We start from the raw sequence: 26,926 nt of genomic DNA on the forward strand, positions 1-26,926 counted from the left end.
GCGAACATTGCATGAATCAGGGTAAACAGCGACTGCCGGAGCTCGTCTCAAAAGAATGCGGCATCCTAGATCGTCTTCCTTTAACAGGAGTTTCTCGATGAACCATTACCTCACGCCTGACCTGTGCGACGCCTATCCGGAGCTGGTGCAGGTGCTGGAACCGATGTTCAGCAATTTCGGCGGCCGTGATTCTTTCGGCGGCGAAATCGTGACCATCAAATGTTTCGAAGATAACTCGCTGGTCAAAGAGCAAGCCGAACTCAAGGGTGACGGCAAAGTGCTGGTGGTCGATGGCGGCGGTTCGCTGCGTCGCGCGCTGTTGGGCGACATGATCGCCGAGAAAGCCGCGAAAAACGGTTGGGAAGGGCTGGTGATCTACGGCTGCATTCGTGACGTTGACGTCATCGCCCAGACCGATCTCGGAGTCCAGGCCCTGGCCAGCCATCCGATGAAGACTGAAAAACGCGGTATCGGCGACCTTAACGTACCGGTGACTTTCGCCGGCGTGACGTTCCACCCGGGCCACTACATTTATGCGGACAACAACGGCGTGATCATCTCGCCGAGCCCGCTGAAGATGCCTGAATAAACAGCGGCAGAACAAAGGGATGCGGATGTTCGAGGAAGAAAACGCGCAGTGGGGGCTGGTGCATGCCCTGGTGCTGGACGGTAAGGGCGGTGCGCGTTCGATAGCCAGGACCGAGCTCGACGATCTGCAGCTACAGGCCCATGAGAGTCTGTGGCTGCATTGGGATCGCAGTCATCCGCAAACCCAGACCTGGCTGCGCAAATCCAGCGGCCTGAATGAATTCGCCTGCGACCTGCTGCTGGAAGAGAACACTCGGCCGCGCCTGTTGCCATTGCCCGATGCCGAACTGCTGCTGTTTCTGCGCGGGGTCAACCTGAATCCAGGTGCCGAGCCGGAAGACATGGTTTCGGTGCGGATTTTCGCCTCGGCGCAACGGGTCATCTCTCTGCGTCTGCGCCCGCTGCGCGCCACCGATGAGTTGTTGGCGCTGTTGGGCGAGAGCAAAGGCCCGAAAACGTCCTCCGAACTGATCCTGTATCTGGCGCAATTCCTCACCCACAAGGTGCAGGATCTGGTCACGTGCCTGTCGGAACTGGTCGATGAAGAGGAAGAGCGGCTGGATGCCGACGAACGGTATACCCCCGAGCATGGCTCGATTTTGCACATCCGCCGCCGGGCTGCCGGACTGAAGCGTTTCCTCGCGCCGCAGCGGGATATTTTCGGACAGCTGACGCGGATAAAACTGCCGTGGTTTGTCGACGATGACGCCGACTACTGGAACGAATTGAACAACAGCCTGACCCGCTATCTCGAAGAGCTCGAATTGACTCGAGAGCGCATGGGGCTTGTGCTGGAGGCTGAAGACCGGCGTTTGAACGTGCGCATGAATCGCACGATGTATCGCTTCGGCATCATCACCTGTATTTTTTTGCCGATGAGTTTTCTCACCGGTCTGTTGGGCATAAACGTGGGCGGAATTCCGTTCTCGAGCAGCCCTTACGGCTTCCTGATCGCCTGTCTGACGGTGTTGGCGATGGCCTTTGGTCAATGGTGGTTATTCCGCCGTTTGCGCTGGGTATGAATATGCAATATGTGACCCGACCAAATTTGCCCGCGTCTTTCACAGACATCACGAGAGGTGCGTATGCACGATCCGTTTGAACAGTCTTTGCGCGACATGCTCAACGCCTCGCCGTCCAGCCGTGACGACGATGCATGCCTGGGTCGCGTGCTCAAAACCGCCAACCGCCAGGTTGGCGCCGGTGATCTGTTCAGCCTGCTGGGCCGCTGGCTGCCCGCGCTGATGATCGCCCTGAATAATGGATCGGCCCACGTTTCGCCGGTTTCCCGTCTTCGTAAAACTACCGCTCGCACTGCTGATAAGGCTGATTGAATATGGAACTTGATCTCTGGACTCAGAGCCTCGTCACTGCAATGACTGCGTTGTGGACCAAAGTCGCTAATTTCATTCCGAACCTGTTCGGCGCACTGGTGGTGCTGCTGTTGGGTTTCGTGGTGGCCAAGCTGCTCGATACCTTGCTCTCCAAATTGCTCGCCAAACTGGGCCTTGATCGCCTGATGGGCGGCACCGGACTGACCAAGTTGATGTCGCGCGCCGGGCTTCAGGTGCCGATCTCGACCTTGATCGGCAAGATCGTCTACTGGTTCGTTTTGCTGATTTTTCTGGTTTCCGCGGCAGAGTCCCTTGGACTTGAGCGAGTTTCAGCTACGCTGGACATGCTGGCGTTGTATTTGCCGAAAGTTTTCGGCGCCGCTCTGGTGTTGCTGGTGGGCGTATTGCTTGCGCAGCTGGCCAACGGGCTGGTGCGCGGCGCGGCAGAAGGCGTAGGGCTGGACTACGCTTCAGGTTTGGGCCGAATTGCCCAAGGGCTGGTGATCATCATCAGCATCTCGGTCGCGATCAGTCAGCTTGAAGTCAAGACCGACCTGCTTAACCATGTAATTGTTATTGTATTGATTACCGTTGGTCTGGCGGTTGCGCTGGCGATGGGATTGGGAAGCCGGGAAATTGCCGGTCAGATTCTTGCGGGAATCTATGTGCGTGAGTTGTATCAGGTTGGGCAACAAGTGCGTGTTGGCGAGGTCGAAGGCCAGATCGAAGAGATCGGCACGGTTAAAACCACATTGCTGACCGATGACGGTGAGCTAGTCTCACTCTCCAATCGGATCCTGCTGGAACAGCATGTGAGTAGCCGCTAACCCGGCAAACCCTGCTAATGTATGCCGCCGCAAAATGCCCTGAGAGGGTAGCGGCGGACATTGACCTGACTGTCGGCACGACTTGTTTTGAATAAAGCCCAAACGCTATCCACGCGCTATGACCCCCGTGAGCTCTCTGATGAGGAGTTGGTCGCGCGCTCGCATACCGAGCTGTTTCACGTAACGCGCGCCTATGAAGAGCTGATGCGGCGTTACCAGCGAACATTATTTAACGTTTGTGCGAGATATCTTGGGAACGATCGCGACGCAGACGATGTCTGTCAGGAAGTGATGCTGAAGGTGCTGTACGGCCTGAAGAATTTCGAGGGGAAATCGAAGTTCAAAACCTGGCTGTACAGCATCACTTACAACGAATGCATCACGCAGTATCGGAAAGAACGGCGAAAGCGTCGCTTGATGGACGCCTTGAGTCTGGACCCCCTGGAAGAAGCGTCGGAAGAAAAGGCGCCGAAACCCGAGGAGAAGGGCGGACTCGATCGCTGGCTGGTGTATGTGAACCCGATTGACCGTGAAATTCTGGTGCTGCGATTTGTCGCAGAGCTTGAATTTCAGGAAATCGCAGACATCATGCACATGGGTTTGAGTGCGACAAAAATGCGGTACAAACGTGCTCTAGACAAATTACGTGAGAAATTTGCAGGCATTGCTGAAACTTAGTTCAGCGCAAATATCTCTTACGTGTAGGCAAGTTCTGATAGACTTGCCGCCGAGTTGTCCCCCGGTTTGCGGGACTGCTTCACAATCACCAGATGGGGATTTAACGGATGAAACTGAAAAACACCTTGGGCTTGGCCATTGGTTCTTTGATTGCCGCTACTTCGTTCGGCGCATTGGCACAAGGCCAAGGCGCAGTTGAAGGCGAACTGTTCTACAAGAAGCAGTACAACGACAGTGTTGATCACGTCGAAGACGGCTTCAACCCAGGCGCCTCTATCGGTTACTTCTTGACCGACGACGTGTCGTTGAACCTGACCTACGACAAGAACAACCACACCCGTTCGAACGACGGTACCGGCAGCCAGAAACTGCACGGTGACAACTTCGGTCTGAACGCTCAGTACCACTTCAACAACGCTGGCGACGCTCTGCGTCCTTACGTTTCCGGTGGTGTTAAGCACGGCAGCCTGACCAACGTTGCAGACGACGGTCACACTGGTCGTGACCAGTCGACCTACCTGACTGCTGGCGCTGGCGTTAAGTACTACTTCGCTGAAAACTTCTACGCCCGTGCTGGTGTAGACGCTGACTACAAACTGGACAACGGTCGCTGGAACTACGCTCCAGTTGTTGGCCTGGGTGTGAACTTCGGCGGTGGCGGCAAGCCAGCTCCTGCTCCAGTTCCAGCTCCAGAGCCAGTTGCAGAAGCTCCAGTTGAAGCTCCAGTTGCTGAAGTTGTTCGTGTTGAGCTGGACGTCAAGTTCGACTTCGACAAGTCGGTCGTCAAGCCTAACAGCTACGCTGACATCAAGAACCTGGCTGACTTCATGAAGCAGTACCCAGCGACCCACACCACTGTTGAAGGTCACACTGACTCCGTCGGTCCTGACGCTTACAACCAGAAACTGTCTCAGCGTCGTGCAGACGCTGTTAAGAAAGTTCTGACTCAGCAGTACGGTGTTGAATCGTCCCGCGTTAACTCGGTTGGCTACGGCAAAACCCGCCCAGTTGCTGACAACAGCACTGAAGCTGGCCGCGCTGTAAACCGTCGCGTAGAAGCGCAGGTTGAAGCTCAAGCTAAGTAATTAGCTCGCCGCTTTGAGAAAAGCCCGGCTCAGGCCGGGCTTTTCTTTGTCTGCGATTTGGTGTTGAAGCCATAAGCCCGGCTATAATCGCCACCTCTTTTCGCCGCCCGAGTCATCGCCGCCCATGTACACCCTGGCCCGTCAGCTGTTGTTCAAACTTTCTCCGGAAACCTCCCACGATCTGTCGCTTGATCTGATCGGCGCGGGTGGGCGTTTGGGCCTCAACGGCTTGCTGTGCAAGAAGCCGGCGAACGTGCCGGTGACGGTCATGGGCCTGGACTTCCCGAACCCGGTGGGTCTGGCGGCCGGTCTGGACAAGAACGGCGCGGCCATCGACGGCTTCTCGCAGTTGGGTTTCGGTTTCGTCGAAATCGGCACCGTGACCCCGCGTCCGCAGCCGGGCAACCCGAAACCACGGATCTTCCGCCTGCCGGAAGCCGAGGCGATCATCAACCGCATGGGCTTCAACAACCTGGGTGTGGATAACCTGCTGGCGCGGGTCGCCGCGGCCAAATACACGGGCGTGCTGGGGATCAACATCGGCAAGAACTTCGACACCCCGGTCGAGCGTGCAGTGGATGACTACCTGATCTGCCTGGACAAGGTGTATGCCCACGCCAGCTATGTCACGGTCAACGTCAGCTCGCCGAACACCCCGGGCCTGCGCAGCCTGCAGTTCGGTGATTCGCTCAAGCAGCTGCTGGCGGATCTGGCCACGCGCCGCGCCGAACTGGCCCTGCGCCACGGCAAGCACGTACCACTGGCGATCAAGATCGCCCCGGACATGACCGACGAAGAAACCGCGCAGGTTGCCCAGGCATTGATCGAAACCGGGATGGACGCGGTGATCGCTACCAACACCACCCTGAGCCGCGTTGGCGTCGAAGGCATGGAGCATGGTGACGAGGCGGGCGGTCTGTCCGGCGCTCCGGTGCGCGACAAGAGCACGCATACCGTGAAGGTGTTGGCGGCTGAGCTGGGTGGTCGTTTGCCGATCATCGCGGCGGGCGGGATCACTGAAGGCAAGCATGCGGCGGAGAAGATCACCGCGGGTGCGAGTCTGGTGCAGATTTACTCGGGCTTCATCTATAAAGGCCCGGCGCTGATTCGCGAATCGGTCGACGCCATCGCCGCCCTGCGCTGAGGTTTTCTGAGGGCTCTGTGGCGAGGGGATTTATCCCCGATCGGCTGCGCAGCAGTCGTAAAATTTGCTTCCGCCGTTCGCCTGGCACACTGGGGTGGATGGATTCGGGGCCGCTTCGCAGCCCATCGGGGATGAATCCCCTCGCCACAGGGAGCTGTATCGTCCGGGGCAGGCATAAAAAAGGGCTCCTCGAAGGAGCCCCTGGGCCGCAGCCCGCCGTCCGGGAAGGACGTGCATGGTAAGTCGCTATAAATTCAGATTGTCGTATTGCAATAAGTGCCCTGTGTTAGCCGACGGCGTGAAGTTCGTTGAGTCTGTGGATCCCCGCAGTGCCGGTCATACCGTCCCAGTTGTCGCCGCGTCCTTCTCGCCAGCCGTTGATCCAGGCTTGGCGTACCGACGGTAGAGTAAATGGGCAAAGCTCGCGGGATTTGCCACCAACGCCATATTGATATCCGCGCAAAAATGCTCTTTCCAACGGATCACGCTTAAGTCTTCTCATAGGGTGTTTCCCTCACTTGTTGACTGTTTTTGTCGCGTTGACCTCAACCGAGGTCTGGCAGAAAAAACTCTGCCGTTGGGCGGCTCGCTGCCGGCGTGGCGAGCCAAGGTGTTGACGCCGTTGCGACGTCAACCTGTGTCCAGTTCTAACCAATGAGTCACATTGAGGGAATGATCGTTTTGTCATAAGGACGTAACGAAAATAGTGCTACAGCCATAAGTAACGAGTGGTTTCATGAACGAATTTTCACCAAACCCCGGTATGATCGGCCCCGCGCTGGATGATGGGGTTAATCCTTTAGTGAGAATGACCCACGTTTACGCTCGGTTACTAAGCGACGAAGGGTCGCTTTAAGACTTTTTGTTTCATCAACTTTTTTATCTGTCCCGGCATCTAAGCTCTTTTAACCCGAGCAGCGGGGATGGAACGGCACACCTTCGTGCCACGCGGGCGCTCTTTTAGAAAAGCGCCTGATTGAAAACCGGATCGGCAATGCGTTGTCGATTCACTAGCCAAAGGCTCTGGAAATACCATGTCCGATCGTTTCGAACTCTTCCTCACTTGCCCCAAAGGCCTTGAAGGCCTGCTTATCGAGGAAGCCGTCGGGCTTGGCCTTGAAGAAGCTCGCGAGCACACCTCCGCCGTGCGTGGCATGGCCACCATGGAAACCGCTTATCGCCTGTGCCTGTGGTCGCGTCTGGCCAACCGGGTGCTGCTGGTGCTCAAGCGCTTCCCGATGAAAGACGCTGAAGACCTGTATCACGGCGTGCTCGACGTCGAGTGGCAGGATCACATGCTCTCCGACGGCACCCTGGCCGTTGAATTCAGCGGCCACGGTTCGGGTATCGACAACACCCACTTCGGCGCACTGAAAGTCAAAGACGCCATCGTCGACAAACTGCGTACCCCGCAGGGCGACCGCCCAAGCATCGACAAGCTCAACCCGGATCTGCGCATTCACCTGCGCCTGGATCGCGGCGAAGCGATCCTGTCCCTCGACCTTTCCGGCCACAGCCTGCACCAGCGCGGTTACCGCCTGCAGCAGGGCGCGGCGCCGCTGAAGGAAAACCTCGCGGCAGCGATCCTGATCCGTTCCGGCTGGCCGCGCATTGCGGCCGAAGGTGGCGCGCTGGCTGACCCGATGTGCGGTGTCGGTACGTTCCTCGTCGAAGCCGGGATGATCGCCGCCGACATGGCGCCGAACCTGCGCCGTGAGCAGTGGGGCTTCACCGCATGGCTCGGTCACGTCCCGGCGCTGTGGAAAAAACTCCATGAAGAAGCGGTTGAGCGCGCTGCTGTCGGTCTGGCCAAGCCGCCGCTGTGGATTCGTGGTTACGAAGCCGACCCGCGCCTGATTCAACCGGGCCGCAACAACGTCGAGCGCGCTGGTCTGAGCGAGTGGATCAAGATCTATCAGGGCGAAGTCGCGACCTTCGAGCCGCGTCCGGATCAGAACCAGAAAGGTCTGGTGATCTGCAACCCGCCGTACGGCGAGCGTCTGGGCGACGAAGCCAGCCTGCTTTACCTCTACCAGAACCTTGGCGAGCGTCTGCGTCAGGCCTGCCTGAACTGGGAAGCGGCGGTGTTCACTGGCGCGCCGGATCTGGGCAAGCGCATGGGCATTCGCAGCCACAAGCAGTATTCGTTCTGGAACGGCGCGCTGCCGTGCAAGCTGCTGTTGATCAAGGTGCTGCCGGATCAGTTCGTCACGGGCGAGCGGCGTACCCCGGAACAGCGTCAGGCCGAGCGTGAGCAAGCGGCTTACGATCAGACCCCGAACGAGCCGCAAGAGCGCAAGTTCAACAAGAACGGCAACCCGATCAAACCGACGCCCGCCCCGGCGCCAGTGATCGAGCAGCCGCGCCTGAGCGAAGGCGGGCAGATGTTTGCCAACCGCCTGCAAAAGAACCTCAAGGCGCTGAGCAAGTGGGTCAAGCGCGAAGGCATCGACTGCTACCGCGTCTACGATGCCGACATGCCGGAATACGCCATGGCCATCGACCTGTATCACGACTGGGTGCACGTGCAGGAATACGCGGCGCCGAAGTCGATTGATCCGGAAAAAGCCTCGGCGCGCATGTTCGACGCGTTGGCGGCGATCCCGCAGGCGCTGAACGTCGACAAGAGCCGCGTGGTGGTCAAGCGCCGCGAGCGTCAGAGCGGTACCAAGCAGTACGAGCGTCAGGCGGCGCAGGGCAAGTTCAACGAGGTCAGCGAAGGCGGCGTCAAGCTGCTGGTGAACCTCACCGACTACCTCGACACCGGTCTGTTCCTCGACCACCGGCCGATCCGCATGCGAATTCAGAAAGAGGCTGCCGGCAAGCGCTTCCTCAATCTGTTCTGCTACACCGCGACAGCCAGTGTGCACGCGGCCAAGGGCGGTGCGCGCAGCACCACCAGCGTCGACCTGTCGAAGACTTATCTGGACTGGGCGCGACGCAACCTGTCGCTGAACGGGTTCTCCGACAAGAACCGTCTGGAGCAGGGCGACGTGATGGCGTGGCTGGAAAGCTGCCGCGAAGAGTACGACCTGATCTTCATCGATCCGCCGACCTTCTCCAACTCCAAGCGCATGGAAGGCATCTTCGACGTGCAGCGTGATCAGGTGCAGTTGATCGATCTGGCCATGGCGCGCCTGGCTCCGGGTGGCGTGCTGTACTTCTCGAACAACTTCCGCAAGTTCCAGTTGGAGGAGAACCTGGCCGAGCGTTACGCGGTCGAGGAAATCAGCGCGCAGACCATCGATCCGGATTTTGCCCGCAACACCAAGATTCACCGCGCCTGGAAAATCACGGCTCGTTGACACTTGACCTGGTTGGATCCACAGAGCCTTGATTTTAAAAGGCTCTTGGATCCGATCAGAGCTAGCCAAATTAATGGCTAATAGCTATAACTCAACTCATGGCCAATGGGGTTTTTCCCTGAAACAGTGGCGTTGTGAGTTGCCCCTATGTCGTTGCACCCCGTGCGCCCAAAGATACTGGGTTTTATCAGCGAAGAAGTCTCGGCCTGGCTGGTCGCGCTGCTGGTATTGCTCGCCGGCGGGATTCTCACGGGGCTGCTCGCCTGGGCCACCCTCACTCAGTTTCATCATCAACTGCATCAACGCTTTCAGCTGCTGGCCAATGAGCGTTACAGCCGCATCGAAGAACGTTTCCAGGATCAGGAGCAGCGCCTCGACGGCCTGCGCCGCTTCTTCGCCAACTCCGATTCGGTCTCACGCAGCGAATTCGATGGCTATGCCAAACCTCTTTTATTACGCACCCAGGCCTATTCCTATGCGCCGCGGGTCAGCCGTGCCCAGCGCCCGGCGGTTGAGCAAGCGGTGCGCAACGAAGGTTTCAGCACCTTTACCTTTCGTGAACTGACCGCTGACGACCAGCTCCAGGTAGCCGGTGATCGCCCCGAATATGTGCCGGTGATCTACACCCAGAGTCAGAGCCGCTTGCCTACGCCACTGGGTTACGACCTGCTGGCGCAACCCCTGCGCCGGGCGACACTGGAGCGCGCCGACCGCACCGGGCACATGGTGGTGTCCCAGCCGTTGCATCTGGTGGGCGTTGATCCGGCGTATGCCCGGGGCGTATTGCTGGTGGCGCCGGTCACTCGCGAAGGGGCACCGAAAAGTCCGCCGGAAGGCTATGTGATGGCGGTGATCAGCATGCAGCAGTTGCTGGCCGACGGGTTGCCCGAAGACAACCAGGATTTCCTCAGCGTACGCATTCTTGACCTGTCCACAGACGATCAGCATGAAGTGCTTTACGAGTCGGCCAACAAGGCGGGGGCCAGTGATCTGTCGGCCACGCAGTTGTTGCGCATGGCCGACCATGACTATCAGGTGGACATACAGCCCAGCGAAGCCTTTCTGCAGGCCAACCATTCGTCAATCAGCAGCCTGGTGGTGCTGGGCGCGCTGCTGAGTGTGTTGCTCAGCGCATTGCTCTATGTGTTGGTGAGCCAGCGTCAACGCGCCTTGCGCATGGTCGAACTGCGTACCCAGGAACTGCACGCCCGGGAGCAGGAATTGCGCGGCACCCACGGCCAGTTGCGCGGCGTGCTGAATGCCGCGACCCAAGTGGCAATCATTGCCACCGACCTGCGCGGGGTGATCAACACCTTCAACCCTGGCGCCGAACAGATGCTCGGCTACAGCAGCGCTGACGTGGTCGGGCACATGACGCTGGAAAACCTGCATCTGCCGCGAGAGCTGGCCGCGCGTTCGGCGGAGTTGAGTGCGCGTTACGGCAAGAGCATTCCGACCTGCCACGCGATGCTGGTCGAGGGCGGCGAGGTCGGCGGTCATGAGGCGCGCGAGTGGACGCTGGTACGCAGCGACGGCAGCCATCTGCCGGTGAACATGCTTGCCACCCCGGTGCTCGATGAGCAAGGACTGTGGGTCGGTCATCTGGCGATCTGCATCGACATCACCGAGCGCAAGCGTGTGCACGAAGCACTGGCGGCGCGCGATGTACTGCTGAAAAAACTCAGCGCCCACGTGCCCGGCGGCATCTATCAATTCAAGATGGAATTCGACGGGCGCTTCAGCGTGATCTACGCCAGCGACGGCATCCGCGAGATCTACGAGCTGGAGCCGGACGTGCTGCTGCTCAATGCCGAGGCGATTTTCACCCGTATCCATCCGCAAGACATCACCCGCGTGCGCACCTCGATCCGCGCCTCGGCGGACAATCTGAGTCCATGGCGCGAGGAGTACCGCGTGCAGTTGCCCGAGCGCGGCCTGCGCTGGGTGCGCGGCGAGGCGACGCCGGAAGAACTGCCGGGCGGCGGCGTGCTGTGGCACGGCTACATCTCGGACATTTCCGATCTGAAGCGGGTCGAAGAGGAGCTGCGGGCGCTGTCGGTCACTGACTCACTGACCGGCATTCACAACCGTCGCTACTTCCAGGAACGCCTGACCACTGAGATGGCCCGGGTCGAACGGGGCGGCGGCGAGCTGTCGGTGATCATGCTCGACATCGATCACTTCAAGCGCATCAACGACCAGTACGGCCATGCCGTGGGCGACCGGGTGCTGCAGGCGGTGTGCGAGCGCATCGCTCATCGCTTGCGCCGAACCGATGTGTTCTGCCGCCTGGGCGGTGAAGAGTTCATGGTGTTGTGCCCGGACATCGACGGCGAGCACGCGTACATCCTCGCCATGGAGCTATGGCAAGGCCTGCGCAGTGCGCCGGTGGATGTGGTCGGGGTGGTGACGGCCAGTTTCGGCATCGCCAGCTGGCGCCCGGGGGAGGGTGCGGATGCGCTGCTGCTGCGGGCGGATTCGGGGGTGTATGCGGCGAAGCAGGGCGGGCGCGACCGGGTCGAGCAGATGAGCTAAGCCGTTACGCCAATCCCCTGTGGAACCCTGTTTTGTGGCGAGGGAGCTTGCTCCCGCTGGGCAGCGAAGCTGCCCCAAAAAATTTTGTGAGCGCTGCGCACTCAAGCGGGAGCAAGCTCCCTCGCCACAAAGGAACGGCTTTTACTTGGTGCTTACAGCGCCGAAGCCGTCTGCGGCAGGCGCGGCTGCTTGTACAGATCCAGCAGCACCTGATCCAGCACCGACGACGCGCCGAACGGGGCCTTGTCGTTGAGGATCGCCACCACCGCCCAGGTGTTGCCGTTGACGTCGCGGCTGAAGCCGGCAATTGCCCGTACGGTGTTCAGGGTACCGGTCTTGACGTGGGCTTCGCCGCGCATCGCGGTGGTCTTCAGGCGTTTGCGCATGGTGCCGTCCATGCCGGCAATCGGCAGCGAGCTGATGTACTCGGCGGCGTACGGGCTATGCCAGGCGGCTTGCAGCATGTTGGCCATCTCGCGGGCGCTGACGCGTTCGGCGCGCGACAGCCCGGAGCCGTTCTCCATCACCAGGTGCGGCGCGGTGATGCCTTTCTTCGCCAGCCACTGGCGAACCACGCGTTGCGCAGCCTTGGCGTCATCACCGTCGGCTTCGTTGCGGTACTTCTGACCGAGGCTCAGGAACAGCTGCTGAGCCATGGTGTTGTTACTGTATTTGTTGATGTCGCGGATGATTTCCGCCAGATCCGGCGAGTAGGCGCGGGCCAGCAGCTTGGCGCTGCTCGGGGTCGCGGCGAGGCGATCCTTGCCCTGGATGCTGCCACCCAGTTCTTTCCAGATCGCGCGCACGGCACCGGCGGTGTAGGTCGCGTGGTCGAGCAGCGACAGATAGGTCTGCGAGCTGCAGCCCTCGCCCAATTGACCGGCGACGGTCACGGTCACGCTGCCGTCCGCCTGGGTCACCGGGTTGTAGCGCACGCCACCGGTGCACTGCTTGGAGTTGAGCGCCTTGACCGTGTTTTCGATGCGCACGCTGGCAATCGGCGGCTCCACCGAGATCAGCACCCGGCCACTGTCATTACGTGCAACGAAGCGCAGGGCCTTGAGGTTGACCAGCAGCGAGTCCGGTTTGACCAGGAACGGTTTGTTCTCGTCGTTGCCGTCGTCGTTGAATTCGGGCAGTTGTGGCTGGATGAAAAAGCTGCGGTCGAGGATCAGGTCGCCGGTGACCTGGGTCACGCCGTTGGCGCGCAGGTCGCGCATCAGCAGCCAGAGTTTTTCCATGTTCAGCTTCGGATCGCCGCCACCCTTGAGGTACAGGTTGCCATTGAGGATGCCGCCGCTCAGGTCGCCGTCGGTGTAGAACTCGGTTTTCCACTGATGGTTGGGGCCAAGCATTTCCAGCGAAGCGTAGGTGGTCACCAGTTTCATGGTCGAGGCCGGGTTGACCGAGACGTCGGCGTTGTACACGGTCGGATTGCCCGGGCCGTCGAGCGGGATCATCACCAGCGACAGCGCGGTTGGCTGCAGTTTGCTGGCCTTGAGGGCTTTTTCGACGTTGGGGGTGAGGGCGGTGTTGATGGTGGCAGCGGCAACCGGCAGGGCCAGGGGCAGAAGAAGGCCGGCGAGAAAGAGAGGACGCAACGATTTGATCATATGAAATAGAACCCTGCAGAAGAGGGGGAAAATAACGAAGGCATGAATGAAAAAGCCCTCAGTGGTCATGAAAGTGTCGGCATTATGCCCCAAGGTGTAACAGCTTGTGCCTTGCCCGAGGCGGCCATTTCGTTATTTTTTTTACAGGCGGTCGGCCACCGCGCCCAGAGAGTCGGGCAATTGACCGCTTAAGCTGGTAAAGTGCCGGCCGTTATTACTTAAGAGGATTGTTCCAATGGCGACTAACCGTTCCCAGCGTCTGCGCAAAAAACTGTGCGTTGATGAATTCCAAGAGCTGGGTTTCGAACTGAACCTGGACTTCAAAGAAGACTTGTCCGAAGAAGCCATTGACGCTTTCCTCGAAGCATTCATCAAAGAAGCCATGGAAGCCAACGGTCTGGGTTATGTTGGCGGCGATGACTTCGGTCTGGTTTGCCTGCAGAAGCGTGGCTCGGTCAACGAAGAGCAGCGCGCTGCCGTTGAAGCCTGGCTGAAAAACCGTAGCGAACTGACCGGCATGACTGTCAGCCCGCTGCTGGACGTCTGGTATCCGGAAAAGCCGATCAACGCGGCTAAGTGATACTGAAAAAAACGGCGACCTGAGGGTCGCCGTTTTTTTATGCCTGGGTTTTGCGCCAGTTGAGGATCAGCAAGGTCAGTACCCCCGCGACAATCCCCCAGAACGCCGAGCCGATGGAAAACAGCGTCAGCCCCGACGCCGTGACCATGAAGGTGATCAGCGCCGCCTCGCGTTCCTTGACCTCGGTCATGGCAATGCTCAGGCCATTGATGATCGAGCCGAACAGCGCCAGCGCGGCAATCGACAGCACCAGTTCCTTCGGCAGCGCGGCAAACAGCGCCGCCAATGTAGCGCCGAATACCCCGGCGATCCCGTAGAAAATCCCGCACCAGACCGCGGCGGTGTAGCGCTTGTTGCGATCTTCATGGGCGTGCGGCCCGGTGCAGATCGCCGCGCTGATCGCCGCGAGGTTGATGCCGTGGGAACCGAACGGCGCCAGCAGCAGCGAGGCGATGCCGGTGGTGGTGATCAGCGGCGAGGCCGGTACGTTGTAGCCATCAGCCCGCAGCACGGCAATGCCGGGCATGTTCTGTGAGGTCATCGCCACCACGAACAACGGAATGCCGATGCTGATGGTCGCGGCCAGCGAGAAGTGCGGAGTGGTCCACACCGGCGTCGCCACTTCCAGATGGAAACCGCTGAAATCCAGCAGCCCCATGAAACCTGACAGCGCAGTGCCGATCAGCAGCGCAGCCAGTACCGCGTAACGCGGCGACAGGCGTTTGACCACCAAATAGGTGAAGAACATCCCCAACACCAGCCCGGTGCGGTGCTGCGCGGCGACGAAGATTTCGCTGCCGATCTTGAACAGAATCCCCGCCAGCAGCGCCGCTGCCAGCGACGCCGGGATCTTTTTCACCAGGCGTTCGAAGCTGCCGGTCAGGCCGCAAATCGTCACCAGCACCGCGCAGGTGATGTAGGCGCCGATGGCCTCGCCATAGGTGACGCCGCCCAGGCTGGTGATCAACAAGGCTGCACCCGGTGTCGACCAGGCAATGGTGATCGGTGTGCGATAGCGCAACGACAGGCCAATCGAGCACACCGCCATGCCGATCGAGATCGCCCAGATCCACGAGGAAATCTGCGCGCTGCTCAAACCCGCCGCTTGCCCGGCCTGGAACATCAGCACCAGCGAACTGGTGTAGCCGGTCATCATCGCGATGAAACCGGCGACAATCGCCGAGGGCGAAGTGTCGGCGAGGGGGCGCAGGCGAGTGTAGGCGGTGTCGTTCATGACGGCGGTGTTCCTTATACAGGTGGAGATGTCCGTAGCAACGCTGAACCCAGTGGGAGCGGGCTTGCTCGCGAAAGCGGTGGGTCATTCAAGGCAGATGTCGCCTGACACGCCGCCTTCGCGAGCAAGCCCGCTCCCACAGGGGGATTTTTGTTCTGGCAGCGGATTCTGCGATCAAGCCTAAACTCAATCGTAACGGATCGTTGCAATACAGCCGTGGACACAAACAGCCATACAGTCGTGTTGCCACCATCCATTGTGTACAATCGCGCTGTTTTTTACGCGATACTTGCCAGCGACCTACTGTGCCGTATTACAGTCACGGTCTATTCGCCGCAGTTCTCCCGACTCGAGTGCCCATGAACGAACAGTTGCAACCCCTCAAGAAACAACCGCGAGCAGGCAAAGCCGGCCGCAGCGGAACCCAGGACGATATTGTCTACGCGCATATCTTCGAGGCCATCCTCGAACAGCGTCTGGCGCCCGGTACAAAATTGAGCGAAGAAGCGCTGGGGGAAATCTTCGGGGTCAGCCGCACCATCATTCGCCGCGCGCTGTCGCGTCTGGCCCATGAAGGCGTGGTGCTGTTGCGGCCGAACCGTGGCGCGGTCGTCGCCAGCCCGAGCGTTGAAGAAGCGCGTCAGGTGTTCATGGCCCGCCGTCTGGTGGAGCGCGCGATTACCGAACTGGCCGTGCAGCACGCCACCGCCGAGCAGATCGCCGAATTGCGCCAGATGGTCAACGACGAACGCGACAGTTTCTCCCGTGGCGATCGCGGCGCCGGTATTCGTCTGTCGGGCGAATTCCACCTGAAACTGGCCGAAGCGGCGAAAAACGCGCCACTGATCAGCTTCCAGCGCAGCCTGGTCTCGCAGACCTCGCTGATCATCGCCCAGTATGAAAGCGGCAACCGCTCGCATTGCTCCTACGACGAGCACACTCAGTTGATCGACGCCATCGAAGCGCGCAACGGTGAGCTGGCGGTGGACCTGATGATGCATCACATGGACCACATCGACAGCAAGCTCAACCTCGATGAGGAGAGTGCGTCGGATGATTTGCATGCGGTGTTCTCGCATTTGTTGCAGACCAAGAAGCCTGGGCGCCCTGCGGCGAAACTCTGACTGATACCGAGTCGCGGCCTTCGCGAGCGAGCCCGCTCCCACATTGGATCTTCAGTGAACACAAGATTTGTGGGTGACTGATATCCCCTGTGGGAGCGGGCTTGCTCGCGAATACGGTCTGACAGGCAACAAAAATCCCCCGGGGCTAACACCGCCGGGGGATTTTTTATGCCTCGGGAAAACTCAGCGCTGATGCACCAAAGCCCCTGCCGCATAAGTCTGCTGCACCGTGCGGTCATCCCCTAGCGTCATCAGCACGAACAACGTCTCGGCAATGTTGTTGGCCTGTTTCAGGCGATAGCTGAGCAGTGGGGTGGCGTTGTAATCCAGCACCAGGAAGTCCGCATCAGAACCCGGCTGCAGGTTGCCGATCTTGTCTTCCAGGCGCAGTGCCCGCGCACCGCCCAGGGTCGCCAGGTACAGCGACTTGAACGGACTCAGCCGCGCACCCTGCAGCTGCATGACTTTGTAGGCTTCGTTCAGCGTTTGCAGCAGCGAGAAACTGGTGCCGCCGCCGACGTCAGTGCCGAGGCCGACGTTGAGCTTGTGCTTCTCGGCCATTGGCAAGTTGAACAGGCCGCTGCCGAGGAAGAAGTTCGAGGTCGGGCAGAACGAGATTGCCGAGCCGGTTTCCGCCAGCCGCGCACATTCGTCGTCGCACAGGTGTACGCCGTGAGCGAACACCGAGCGTTCGCCGAGCAGTTGGTAGTGGTCGTAAACGTCGAGGTAACCCTTGCGCTCCGGGAACAGTTCCTTGACCCACTCGATTTCCTTGAGGTTTTCGCTGATGTGGGTCTGCATGTACAGATCCGGGTATTCGGTCAGCAGTTGGCTGGCGAGGGTCAATTGTTCCGGGGTGCTGGTCGGGGCGAAGCGCGGGGTGACCGCGTAGTGCAGGCGACCCTTGCCGTGCCAGCGTTCGATCAGCGCCTTGCTCTCGACGTAGCTCGATTCGGCGGTGTCGGTCAGGTAGTCCGGGGCGTTGCGGTCCATCATCACCTTGCCGGCGATCATCCGCAGATCAAGTTTCTCGGCGGCCTCGAAGAACGAGTTCACCGACTGCGGGTGCACGCTGCCGAACACCAGTGCGGTGGTGGTGCCGTTGCGCAGCAGTTCCTTGATGAAGATATCGGCCACGTCGTCGGCGTGAGCCTTGTCACCGAACTGGCTTTCGCAGGGGAAGGTGTAGGTGTTGAGCCAGTCCAGCAGTTGCTCGCCGTAGGCGCCGACCATGCCGGTTTGCGGCAGGTGGATGTGGGTGTCGATGAAGCCCGGGGTGATCAGCGCGTCCTGATAGTGGGTGATCTCGATGTCCGCCGGCAGGGTCGGCAGCAGGTCGCTGGCGTGGCCGAGGGCGCTGATCTTGCCGCCATCGACCACCAGCAGGCCGTCCTCGAAATATTCGTAGGAGGCTTCGATCCCGACTTCGGCGGGGTCGGCGATGCTGTGCAGGATGGCGGCGCGGTAGACTTTGCGAGTCAGAGGCATGAGGGTTCTCTAATCAGTTTGAGGCTTTGAGTTTGGCGGCCTGACTGCGCCGGGAAACCGGCAGCAGTTTGGCAATCGGTTCGGCGCTGGCGGTGTGCTGGCCGAAATTGGCGTTATAGGTGGCGATGATTTCGCCGGCGATGGAGATGGCGATTTCCACAGGCAGTTTGCCTTTGACTTCGCCGATGCCCATCGGGCAGCGCATGCGTTGCACGACGCCGCTGTCGAAACCGCGATCACGCAGGCGATGTTCGAACTTGGCCCGTTTGGTCTTCGAGCCGATCAGGCCGAACCAGGCGAAGTCGTTGCGCTTGAGAATCGCGGCGGTGAGTTCCAGGTCCAGCTGATGGTTGTGGGTCATGACGATGCAGTAGCTGCCGACGGGCAGGTCATCGATTTCATCCACAGGCTCTTCGGCGACGATTTTACGCACGCCGTGGGGGATCTGTTCGGGGAATTCCTCTTCCCGCGAGTCGATCCAGCGCACCCGGCACGGCAGGCTGGCGAGCAACGGCACCAACGCCCGGCCGACATGCCCGGCGCCGAATACGGCGATTTGCGCTTGCACCTGGCCCATCGGTTCGAACAGCAGCACGGTGGCGCCGCCGCAGCACTGGCCGAGGCTGGCGCCGAGGCTGAAACGCTCCAGATGGGTGTCCTGCTTACCGCTGGCGAGCATCTCGCGGGCGATTTGCATGGCTTTGTATTCCAGATGCCCGCCACCGATGGTGTCGAAGGTCCGTCTGGCGCTGACGACCATTTTCGAACCGGCGTTGCGCGGGGTCGAGCCGAGTTCTTCGATGATCGTCACCAGAACACAGGGTTCGCCCTGGTTCTGCAGGTCGGCGAGGGCGTCGATCCAGTTGTACATAGTTCACCCCTACAACATCGTTGTCTGTTCGGGCCTATTCGCGAGCAAGCTCGCTCCCACATTTTTGATCTCTGTCTTCCACAAAATCTGTGCCCACTGAAGATCTACTGTGGGAGCGAGCTTGCTCGCGAAAGCCGCGCCTCGGTCCTAGAGCGGAGCCAGCTCGGTTTCAGCTTCGACCGCTTTCACAGTCTTGAGCTGACGCATCTGCTCACACCCCCACAACACCCGCTCCGGAGTCGCCGGCGCGTCAATCTTCGGCTGATGCCGGTAGTCACCTAGGCTCGCCACCGCATCCTTGATCGCACACCACGCGGCAATCCCGAGCATGAACGGCGGCTCACCCACAGCCTTGGAATGGAACACCGTGTCCTCCGGGTTCTTGCGGTTCTCGACCAGCTTCACCCGCAGGTCCAGCGGCATGTCGGCCACGGCCGGGATCTTGTAGCTGGCCGGGCCGTTGGTCATCAGCTTGCCCTTGTTGTTCCAGACCAGTTCTTCCATGGTCAGCCAGCCCATGCCCTGGACGAAACCGCCCTCGACCTGACCGATGTCGATCGCCGGGTTCAGCGAGGCGCCGACGTCGTGGAGGATGTCGGTACGGAGCATCTTGTACTCGCCGGTCAGGGTATCGACGATCACTTCGCAGCACGCCGCGCCGAAGGCGAAGTAGTAGAACGGCCGACCACGGGCCTGGCTGCGGTCGTAGTAGATTTTCGGGGTCTTGTAGAAGCCGGTGCTCGACAGCGAGACCTGATTGAAATACGCCAGTTGGATCAGCGCTTCGAAGGTCATGATGTGGTCACGCACGCGCACATGGCCGTTGTGGAATTCCACATCTTCTTCGCTGACCTTGTAGTGCCGCGCAGCGAACTCCACCAGACGCTGCTTGATGATCTCTGCGGCGTTCTGCGCAGCCTTGCCGTTGAGGTCGGCACCGCTGGACGCCGCAGTCGGCGAGGTATTCGGCACTTTGTCGGTGTTGGTCGCGGTGATCTGCACCCGATCCATTTCCACCTGGAACACTTCAGCTACCACCTGCGCGACCTTGGTGTTGAGGCCCTGGCCCATTTCCGTGCCACCGTGGTTCAAGTGGATGCTGCCGTCGGTGTAGACGTGGATCAGCGCGCCGGCCTGGTTCAAGAAGCTGGCGGTGAAGGAGATACCGAATTTCACCGGGGTCAGCGCCAGGCCTTTTTTCAAGATCGGGCTGTTGGCGTTATAGCGGCGGATCGCTTCGCGGCGCTCGGCGTACTGGCTGCTTTCTTCCAGTTCGGCGGTCATCTCTTCGAGCATGTTGTGCTCGACGGTCTGGTAGTAGTGGGTGACGTTGCGCTCGGTCTTGCCGTAGTAGTTGGCCTTGCGCACCGCCAGTGGATCGAGGTTGAGGTGACGGGCAATCGCGTCCATCACTTCTTCGATCGCAACCATGCCCTGCGGGCCGCCGAAACCACGGTAGGCGGTGTTCGACGCGGTGTTGGTCTTGCAGCGGTGACCGTTGATGGTCGCGTCACCGAGGTAGTACGAGTTGTCCGAGTGGAACATCGCCCGGTCAACGATCGACGCCGACAGGTCTGGCGAACAGCCGCAGTTGCCGGCCAGGTCCATGGCGATGCCGTGCAGGCGCCCGGAGCTGTCGAAACCGACGTCATACTCGACATAGAACGGGTGGCGCTTGCCGGTCATCAGCATGTCTTCGACCCGTGGCAGACGCATCTTGGTCGGCTGACCGGTGAGGTGCGCGACCACCGCGCACAGGCACGCCGGGCTGGCGGCCTGGGTTTCCTTGCCGCCGAAACCACCGCCCATGCGGCGCATGTCGACGACGATCTTGTTCATCGACACGTCGAGCACTTCGGCCACCAGTTTCTGCACTTCGGTGGGGTTCTGCGTCGAGCAGTAGACGATCATGCCGCCGTCTTCGGTGGGCATCACCGAGGAGATCTGGGTTTCCAGATAAAAGTGTTCCTGACCGCCGATGTGCAGCGTGCCTTGAATACGGTGTTCGGCGGTGGCCAATGCCGAAGCCGAATCGCCACGTTGATGGGTGTGGCTGTCGAGCACGAAGTGGCGTTTGCGCAGGGCTTCGACCACGTCCAGCACCGGCTCGAGATCTTCGTACTCGATGATCGCCGCCATTGCCGCTTTGCGCGCGGTTTCCAGGTCTTTCGCGGCCACGGCCAGCACTGGCTGACCGACGAATTGCACGTCATCAATCGCCAGCAGCGGATCGCCCGGCAGCAGCGGGCCGATGTCTTTCAGGCCCGGCACGTCTTCATGGGTGATCGCAATGCGCACGCCTTCGAAGGCGTAGCAGGGCTTGGTGTCGATGCTGATGATTTTCGCGTGGGCGCGGTCCGACAGCCGTGCGTAAACGTGCAGCTGATTGGGAAATTCCAGGCGATCATCGATGTACTGCGCCTCACCGGACACATGCTTGGCGGCGCTGTCGTGCTTGACGCTGCGGCCGACACCGGTGGTCAGGTCCTTGGCAAACAGTTCCGCCAATTCGGCTTGGGTCTTCTCTACGGCGTGATGGTTAGACATAAGCGGTCACCCGAGTCTCGATGTGCGGTGTTTGCAGTTCGATGAAGTATTTGCGCAGCAGGTTCTGCGCACTGAGCAGGCGGTATTCCTTGCTGGCGCGGAAGTCCGAGAGCGGCGTGAAGTCGTCAGCCAGTGCGGCGCAGGCGCGTTCGATCACGGCGTTGTTGAACGGCTGACCGAGCAGCACGGCTTCGCAATGGGCGGCGCGTTTCGGGATCGCGGCCATGCCGCCGAATGCCATGCGCGCGTCGGTGATCACGCCGTTTTCCACGCGCAGGTTGAACGCGGCGCAGACGGCGGAGATGTCATCGTCCAGACGCTTGGAGACTTTGTAGGCGCGGAAACGCTGTTCGGCGCTGGCACGCGGGACGATGATCTTCTCGATGAATTCGCTTTCCTGGCGGGCGGTGACCTTGTAGTCGATGAAGTAATCTTCCAGGTTCAGCGTGCGCCGGGTTTCACCTTTGCACAGCACCACCTGCGCGCCGAGGGCGATCAGCAGCGGTGGCGAGTCACCGATTGGCGAGGCGTTGCCGATGTTGCCGCCGAGGGTGCCCTGGTTGCGGATCTGCAGTGAGGCGAAACGGTGCAGCAATTCGCCGAAGTCCGGGTATTCAGCCGTCAGTGCTTCGTAGCAGTCGGAGAGGGCGGTGGCAGCGCCGATTTCGATGCGGTCATCGAAGGTTTCGATGCGCTTCATTTCGGCGACGTTGCCGACGTAGATCATCACCGGCAAGGTGCGGTGGAACTGGGTGACTTCCAGTGCCAGATCGGTACCGCCGGCCAGCAGTCGGGCTTGTGGGTAAGCGTCGTAGAGGTCGGCCAGATCGGCGACGGTCAGCGGCACCAGGCAGCGCTTGTCGCCACTGTTGAGCTCCCCGATATCGGTCGGGGCGATGGCTTTGAGGCGGGCGATGGTCTCGGCTTCGCGGGCATCGAACTGGTCCGGCTGCTTGCCACAGCAGGATTGCTCGGCGGCGGCGAGGATCGGGCGGTAGCCGGTGCAGCGGCAGAGGTTGCCGGCCAGCGCTTCGTGCGCCTTGGCCTGATCCGGTGCATCGCTGTTCTTTTGCAGGGCAAACAGCGACATGACGAAACCGGGAGTGCAGAAGCCGCACTGCGAGCCGTGGCACTCGACCATGGCTTTCTGCACACTATGCAGTTCGCCCTGGTGTTTGAGGTCTTCGACGCTGATCAGTTGTTTGCCGTGCAGCGACGAAACAAAGGTCAGGCACGAGTTGAGGCTGCGATAGCGAATGTGTTCGCGGCCGGCGTCATCCGTTTGCAACTCGCCGACCACCACGGTGCAGGCGCCACAGTCGCCGCTGGCGCAGCCTTCTTTGGTGCCGGATTTGCCCACGTGTTCGCGCAGGTAATTGAGCACGGTCAGATTCGGGTCCAGGGCGTGCTCGCTACGGAGTTCCTGGTTAAGTAAAAACTGGATCACGGAAGGCCTCGCAGACTCATTATTGTTGTTAACCGACTTCAACCGAATTTAGCAGGTCTGACTTTTCGGTCAATGGTTTTCTGACTTAAAGGTCAGGAAAAGCGGTTTTGTCGATTAACGCGTGCTCTATTGAGTATTGACCCTGAGCGGATCCACTGCTTTTTTGCTTGAATCGTGCCAAAAAGCGCCGTGCGGGCACTCCGCCATGTACTTGCATTTGCGCTACACTGCGCCGCTTGTGCAGATCGAAGAGTTTGAAGGACAACCATGACGTTCAAGGCGCCGGACAGCCTCGCCGAGCAAATCGCTCACCACCTCGCCGAACGCATCATTCGCGGCGAAATGAAGCCGGGAGAGCGCATTCAGGAACAGAAGGTCACGCTGGCCCTCAATGTCAGCCGCGGATCGGTCCGCGAAGCCCTGCTGATCCTCGAACGCCGCCACCTGATCGCGATCCTGCCGCGACGTGGCGCCCATGTCACCGAACTCACCGCGCACAAGGTGCAGAGCCTGTGCACGCTGATGAGCGAGCTGTACATCCTGCTCGGCAATGCGGTCGCCAATGGCTGGCAGACCCAGGCCGACATGGCGCCGTTCGTGCAGATCCAGCAGCGCCTGGGCGCCAGCTACGAGCGTCAGGACATCCGCACCTTCGTCGACGACAGCTTCGCCGTGATGCGCGCTGCGTACCCGTTTGCCAACAACCCGTACCTGCAAGAGACCGTCGAGAACCTGCAACCGGCCATGAGCCGTGCGTACTTCCTCGCCCTCGAACAGCGCAAGGCCGAAATGAGCGAGTTCCTCGAACTGTTCGAACGCCTGCTGGCCGCTGTGCTCGCCCGTGATTTGCCGCAGATTCGCATCGTGCTGACGGCTTACGCCCAGCGCAGCTGCGATCTGGTGGTTTCCGCCCTGACGGTTGCCTGAGCGTGCGGCTAAAGTGCATCAAACTGGCGGGGTTCAAGTCCTTCGTCGACCCGACCACGGTGAACTTTCCCAGTAACATGGCGGCGGTCGTCGGGCCGAACGGTTGCGGCAAGTCGAACATCATCGACGCCGTACGCTGGGTGATGGGCGAAAGTTCGGCGAAGAACCTGCGTGGCGAGTCGATGACCGACGTCATCTTCAACGGCTCGACCAGTCGCAAACCGGTGAGCCAGGCAAGCATCGAGCTGGTGTTCGACAACTCCGCCGGCACGCTGTTGGGGGAATACGCGGCTTACGCGGAGATTTCCATCCGTCGTAAGGTGACCCGCGACAGCCAGACGACTTATTACCTCAACGGCACCAAATGCCGTCGTCGCGACATTACCGATATCTTCCTCGGCACCGGTCTGGGCCCGCGCAGCTACTCGATCATCGAGCAGGGGATGATCTCCAAGCTGATCGAGTCCAAGCCTGAAGACTTGCGCAACTTCATCGAAGAAGCGGCGGGCATCTCCAAATACAAGGAGCGCCGGCGCGAGACCGAAAACCGCATCCGCCGCACCCACGAAAACCTGGCGCGCCTGACCGACCTGCGCGAAGAACTCGAACGCCAGCTCGAACGCCTGCACCGTCAGGCCGAATCCGCCAGGAAGTATCAGGAATACAAGAGCGAAGAGCGTCAGCTCAAGGCGCAACTGTCGGCCCTGCGCTGGCAGGATCTGAACGATCAGGTCGGCCAGCGCGAGTCGATCATCGGCACGCAGGAAGTCAGTTTCGAAGCGCTGGTCGCCGAGCAGCGCAATGCCGATGCCGCCATCGAGCGCCTGCGCGACGGGCACCATGAACTGTCCGAGCGCTTCAATCTGGTGCAGGGGCGCTTCTATTCGGTCGGCGGCGACATCGCCCGGGTCGAGCAGAGCATCCAGCACGGTCAGCAGCGCTTGCGCCAGTTGCAGGACGATCTGAAAGAAGCCGAGCGCGCCCGCCTTGAGACCGAATCACACCTGGGCCACGACCGCACGCTGCTGCTGACCCTTGGCGAAGAGCTGGACATGCTCACCCCCGAGCAGGAAGTCACCAGCGCCGCCGCCGAAGAAGCTGCTGCTGCGCTGGAAGAAGCCGAGCTGACCATGCACGGTTGGCAGGAGCAGTGGGACACCTTCAACCTGACCGCCGCCGAACCACGGCGCCAGGCCGAAGTGCAGCAGTCACGGATCCAGCAGCTGGAAACCAGCATGGAGCGTCTGGCCGATCGGCAAAAGCGTCTGGCTGAAGAGCGCGACTTGCTTTCCGCCGACCCGGAAGACGCGGCGATCATGGCGCTCAACGAGCAGCTCGCCGAATCCGAAGCGACCCTCGAAGATTTGCAGACCAGCGAAGAAGCGCAGGTCGAAAAACTTGAACAGCTGCGTCAGGAATTGCAGCAGGCACTGACCGCGCAGCAACAGGCGCAGGGCGATTTGCAGCGTCTCAACGGGCGACTGGCCTCGCTGGAAGCCTTGCAGCAAGCCGCGCTCGATCCGGGCACCGGCACTGCCGAATGGCTGCGCGAACAGAATCTCGCCGAACGCCCGCGTCTGGCCGAAGGGCTGAAGGTCGAGGCCGGTTGGGAGCTGGCGGTGGAAACCGTACTCGGCGCCGATCTGCAAGCGGTGCTGGTGGATGATTTCAACGGCTTCGATCTGTCCGCGTTCACCCAAGGTGATCTGCGCCTGCTCAGTCCCGCCAGCGATGGTGTGCGAGTGGCGGGCAGTTTGCTGGACAAGGTCGAGGCGCAGATCGATCTGTCGCCGTGGCTCGGCCAGGTCAAACCGGTCGACAGCCTCGAACAGGCGTTGGCCCTGCGCGGCCAGTTGAGTGCCGGGCAAAGTCTGATCAGTCGCGACGGTTACTGGGTCGGCCGACACTTTCTGCGCGTGCGTCGCGCCAGTGAAGCTGAAAGCGGCATGCTCGCCCGTGGTCAGGAAATCGAGACGCTGCAGGCCGAGCGCGAAGAGCGCGAAGCCACGGTCGAAGCCATGGAAACCCGTTTGCAGACCCTGCGTGCGCAACAGCGGCAGCAGGAAAACGGCCGTGAGCATTTGCGTCGTTTGCTGCAGGACGAAGCGCGTTCCCAAGGTGAGTTGAAAGCCCAGTTGTCCGCCGGTAAAGCCAAGGCCGAACAACTGATGTTGCGTCGCACGCGGCTTGACGAAGAGCTGATCGAACTCGGCGAGCAGCGCGAGCTGGAACACGAACAAGTCGGCGAAGCGCGCATGCAATTGCAGGAAGCGCTCGACGCCATGGCGCTGGACACCGAGCAGCGCGAGTTGCTGCTGGCTCAGCGCGACAGCCTGCGCGAACGCCTCGACCGCGTGCGTCAGGAAGCCCGGCAGCACAAGGATCACGCCCACCAACTGGCGGTGCGCCTCGGTTCGTTGCGCGCGCAACATGATTCCACGCGGCAGGCGCTGGAGCGGCTGGAAATGCAGGCCGAGCGCCTGACCGAAAAGCGTGAGCAGTTGAGCCTGAATCTGGAGGAGGGCGAGGCACCGCTGGAAGAGCTGCGCCTGAAGCTCGAAGAACTGCTCGACAAACGCATGACCGTCGACGAAGAACTGAAGACCGCGCAGATCGCGCTGGAAGACGCCGACCGCGAACTGCGCGAAGCGGAAAAGCGCCGGACCCAGGCCGAGCAGCAATCGCAAATGATCCGTGGCCAGCTCGAACAGCAACGCATGGAATGGCAAGCGCTGACCGTGCGGCGCAAGGCGCTGCAGGATCAATTGCTCGAAGACGGCTACGATCTCAATGGCGTGCTCGCGACGTTGACGCCCGAGGCCAGTGAACGCGCCGCCGAAGAAGAACTCGAGCGGATCAATGCGCGGATTCAACGCCTGGGCGCGATCAACCTCGCGGCCATCGACGAATACACGCAACAGTCCGAACGTAAACGTTATCTGGATGCGCAGGACGCCGATCTGGTGGAAGCACTGGAGACCCTGGAAAACGTCATCCGCAAGATCGATAAGGAAACCCGTAATCGCTTCAAAGATACCTTTGATCAGATCAATGGCGGTTTACAGGCACTTTTCCCGAAAGTTTTCGGTGGCGGGCGCGCGTATTTGGAACTGACGGGCGAAGATCTACTCGATACAGGGGTAACGATCATGGCGCAGCCGCCAGGGAAGAAGAACAGCACCATCCATTTGCTCTCCGGCGGGGAAAAAGCCCTGACCGCGCTGGCACTGGTTTTTGCGATCTTCAAATTGAATCCGGCGCCGTTCTGCATGCTCGATGAAGTTGACGCGCCACTGGATGACGCTAACGTTGGACGCTACGCACGATTGGTTAAAGAGATGTCGCAGACCGTGCAGTTCATCTATATCACCCACAACAAGATCGCCATGGAAATGGCCGATCAACTGATGGGCGTGACGATGCACGAGCCGGGTTGTTCGCGACTGGTTGCAGTGGATGTCGAGGAGGCGATGGCGATGGTGGACGCCTGAGTCAGCGTGGTGTCGGAAGGGTATTGATGTTCTGTAGGACTTTTTTACCGACTTCGACTTGCTGGCCAATCGACATATTCGCGCAAGCCAATGTGACAGACGGTGTAA

The 26,926-nt window shown here is 60.4% G+C and carries 20 protein-coding genes; 13 read left to right on the forward strand and 7 right to left on the reverse strand.

Translation table 11 applies throughout. The annotated features are described in order from the left end of the window. Positions 1–97: 97 nt before the first annotated feature. The 7 genes from rraA to M0814_RS04755 all read left to right on the forward strand — a co-directional run bounded on the left by rraA (position 98) and on the right by M0814_RS04755 (position 5,656). A complete protein-coding gene (gene rraA / locus M0814_RS04725; protein ID WP_103484616.1) occupies positions 98–589 on the forward strand; it encodes a ribonuclease E activity regulator RraA in 492 nt (163 codons plus the stop codon). A 25-nt stretch (positions 590–614) separates the two neighbouring features. Further along, a complete protein-coding gene (locus M0814_RS04730; protein ID WP_103484615.1) occupies positions 615–1,610 on the forward strand; it encodes a zinc transporter ZntB in 996 nt (331 codons plus the stop codon). 63 nt (positions 1,611–1,673) lie between these two features. Beyond that, positions 1,674–1,922, forward strand: coding sequence for a hypothetical protein (locus M0814_RS04735; protein ID WP_003223293.1), 249 nt, complete (start codon positions 1,674–1,676; stop codon positions 1,920–1,922). A 2-nt stretch (positions 1,923–1,924) separates the two neighbouring features. Continuing rightward, positions 1,925–2,749: a mechanosensitive ion channel domain-containing protein gene (locus M0814_RS04740; protein WP_003223294.1), complete on the forward strand. Its 825-nt coding sequence runs from the start codon at positions 1,925–1,927 to the stop codon at positions 2,747–2,749. 87 nt (positions 2,750–2,836) lie between these two features. Beyond that, on the forward strand, positions 2,837–3,427 hold the full coding sequence (gene sigX / locus M0814_RS04745; RefSeq protein ID WP_011333251.1) for an RNA polymerase sigma factor SigX: 591 nt from the start codon (positions 2,837–2,839) through the stop codon (positions 3,425–3,427). Positions 3,428–3,534: 107 nt separating this feature from the next. Further along, positions 3,535–4,512 carry an OmpA family protein gene (locus M0814_RS04750; RefSeq protein WP_103484614.1) on the forward strand — a complete coding sequence of 326 codons (978 nt, stop codon included), beginning with the start codon at positions 3,535–3,537 and terminating at the stop codon, positions 4,510–4,512. Between the two features lie 124 nt (positions 4,513–4,636). Continuing rightward, the gene (locus M0814_RS04755; protein WP_003223297.1) at positions 4,637–5,656 is read left to right on the forward strand and encodes a quinone-dependent dihydroorotate dehydrogenase; all 1,020 of its coding nucleotides are present in this window, start codon (positions 4,637–4,639) and stop codon (positions 5,654–5,656) included. Positions 5,657–5,942: 286 nt separating this feature from the next. Here the strand turns inward: M0814_RS04755 and M0814_RS04760 are convergent, their stop codons facing one another. After that, on the reverse strand, positions 5,943–6,158 hold the full coding sequence (locus tag M0814_RS04760; RefSeq protein ID WP_003223300.1) for a ribosome modulation factor: 216 nt from the start codon (positions 6,156–6,158) through the stop codon (positions 5,943–5,945). 532 nt (positions 6,159–6,690) lie between these two features. Here M0814_RS04760 and rlmKL point away from each other — a divergent pair. Beyond that, positions 6,691–8,961, forward strand: coding sequence for a bifunctional 23S rRNA (guanine(2069)-N(7))-methyltransferase RlmK/23S rRNA (guanine(2445)-N(2))-methyltransferase RlmL (gene rlmKL, locus M0814_RS04765; RefSeq protein ID WP_103484613.1), 2,271 nt, complete (start codon positions 6,691–6,693; stop codon positions 8,959–8,961). 147 nt (positions 8,962–9,108) lie between these two features. Next, entirely contained in the window at positions 9,109–11,496 is a 2,388-nt protein-coding gene (locus tag M0814_RS04770; RefSeq protein WP_103484612.1) for a diguanylate cyclase, read from the forward strand. Positions 11,497–11,648: 152 nt separating this feature from the next. Here the strand turns inward: M0814_RS04770 and dacB are convergent, their stop codons facing one another. Then, positions 11,649–13,109 carry a D-alanyl-D-alanine carboxypeptidase/D-alanyl-D-alanine-endopeptidase gene (gene dacB, locus M0814_RS04775; RefSeq protein WP_103484611.1) on the reverse strand — a complete coding sequence of 487 codons (1,461 nt, stop codon included), beginning with the start codon at positions 13,107–13,109 and terminating at the stop codon, positions 11,649–11,651. A 235-nt stretch (positions 13,110–13,344) separates the two neighbouring features. Here dacB and M0814_RS04780 point away from each other — a divergent pair, with 235 nt between their 5' ends. Further along, a complete protein-coding gene (locus M0814_RS04780) occupies positions 13,345–13,689 on the forward strand; it encodes a YggL family protein (RefSeq protein WP_003223308.1) in 345 nt (114 codons plus the stop codon). Positions 13,690–13,726: 37 nt separating this feature from the next. Here the strand turns inward: M0814_RS04780 and M0814_RS04785 are convergent, their stop codons facing one another. After that, complete coding sequence (locus tag M0814_RS04785; protein WP_003223310.1) at positions 13,727–14,923, reverse strand: benzoate/H(+) symporter BenE family transporter; 1,197 nt, start codon at positions 14,921–14,923, stop codon at positions 13,727–13,729. A 359-nt stretch (positions 14,924–15,282) separates the two neighbouring features. On the opposite strand from M0814_RS04785, the gene M0814_RS04790 reads away from it, so the two are divergent. Beyond that, the gene (locus tag M0814_RS04790) at positions 15,283–16,047 is read left to right on the forward strand and encodes a GntR family transcriptional regulator (protein WP_007961054.1); all 765 of its coding nucleotides are present in this window, start codon (positions 15,283–15,285) and stop codon (positions 16,045–16,047) included. A gap of 183 nt (positions 16,048–16,230) precedes the next feature. Here M0814_RS04790 and guaD read toward each other — a convergent pair whose 3' ends face one another. The 4 genes from guaD to xdhA form a co-directional block, all read right to left on the reverse strand. After that, positions 16,231–17,535: a guanine deaminase gene (guaD, locus tag M0814_RS04795; protein WP_103484609.1), complete on the reverse strand. Its 1,305-nt coding sequence runs from the start codon at positions 17,533–17,535 to the stop codon at positions 16,231–16,233. Positions 17,536–17,548: 13 nt separating this feature from the next. Further along, on the reverse strand, positions 17,549–18,406 hold the full coding sequence (gene xdhC, locus M0814_RS04800) for a xanthine dehydrogenase accessory protein XdhC (RefSeq protein ID WP_103484608.1): 858 nt from the start codon (positions 18,404–18,406) through the stop codon (positions 17,549–17,551). A 147-nt stretch (positions 18,407–18,553) separates the two neighbouring features. Next, a complete protein-coding gene (gene xdhB, locus M0814_RS04805; protein ID WP_103484607.1) occupies positions 18,554–20,953 on the reverse strand; it encodes a xanthine dehydrogenase molybdopterin binding subunit in 2,400 nt (799 codons plus the stop codon). Then, positions 20,946–22,400: a xanthine dehydrogenase small subunit gene (xdhA, locus tag M0814_RS04810; RefSeq protein ID WP_103484606.1), complete on the reverse strand. Its 1,455-nt coding sequence runs from the start codon at positions 22,398–22,400 to the stop codon at positions 20,946–20,948. The genes xdhB and xdhA overlap by 8 nt, the downstream gene beginning before the upstream one ends. A gap of 267 nt (positions 22,401–22,667) precedes the next feature. On the opposite strand from xdhA, the gene M0814_RS04815 reads away from it, so the two are divergent. Together M0814_RS04815 and smc are read left to right on the forward strand one after the other, a co-directional pair. Then, positions 22,668–23,327, forward strand: a complete 660-nt coding sequence (locus tag M0814_RS04815) for a GntR family transcriptional regulator (protein WP_045122360.1) — start codon at positions 22,668–22,670, stop codon at positions 23,325–23,327. 2 nt (positions 23,328–23,329) lie between these two features. After that, positions 23,330–26,818, forward strand: coding sequence for a chromosome segregation protein SMC (gene smc / locus M0814_RS04820; RefSeq protein WP_003223321.1), 3,489 nt, complete (start codon positions 23,330–23,332; stop codon positions 26,816–26,818). Positions 26,819–26,926 lie beyond the last annotated feature (108 nt).

The sequence above is a fragment of the Pseudomonas sp. MWU12-2020 genome (assembly GCF_023100605.1).
In the GTDB taxonomy this organism is placed as follows: domain Bacteria; phylum Pseudomonadota; class Gammaproteobacteria; order Pseudomonadales; family Pseudomonadaceae; genus Aquipseudomonas; species Aquipseudomonas fluorescens_H.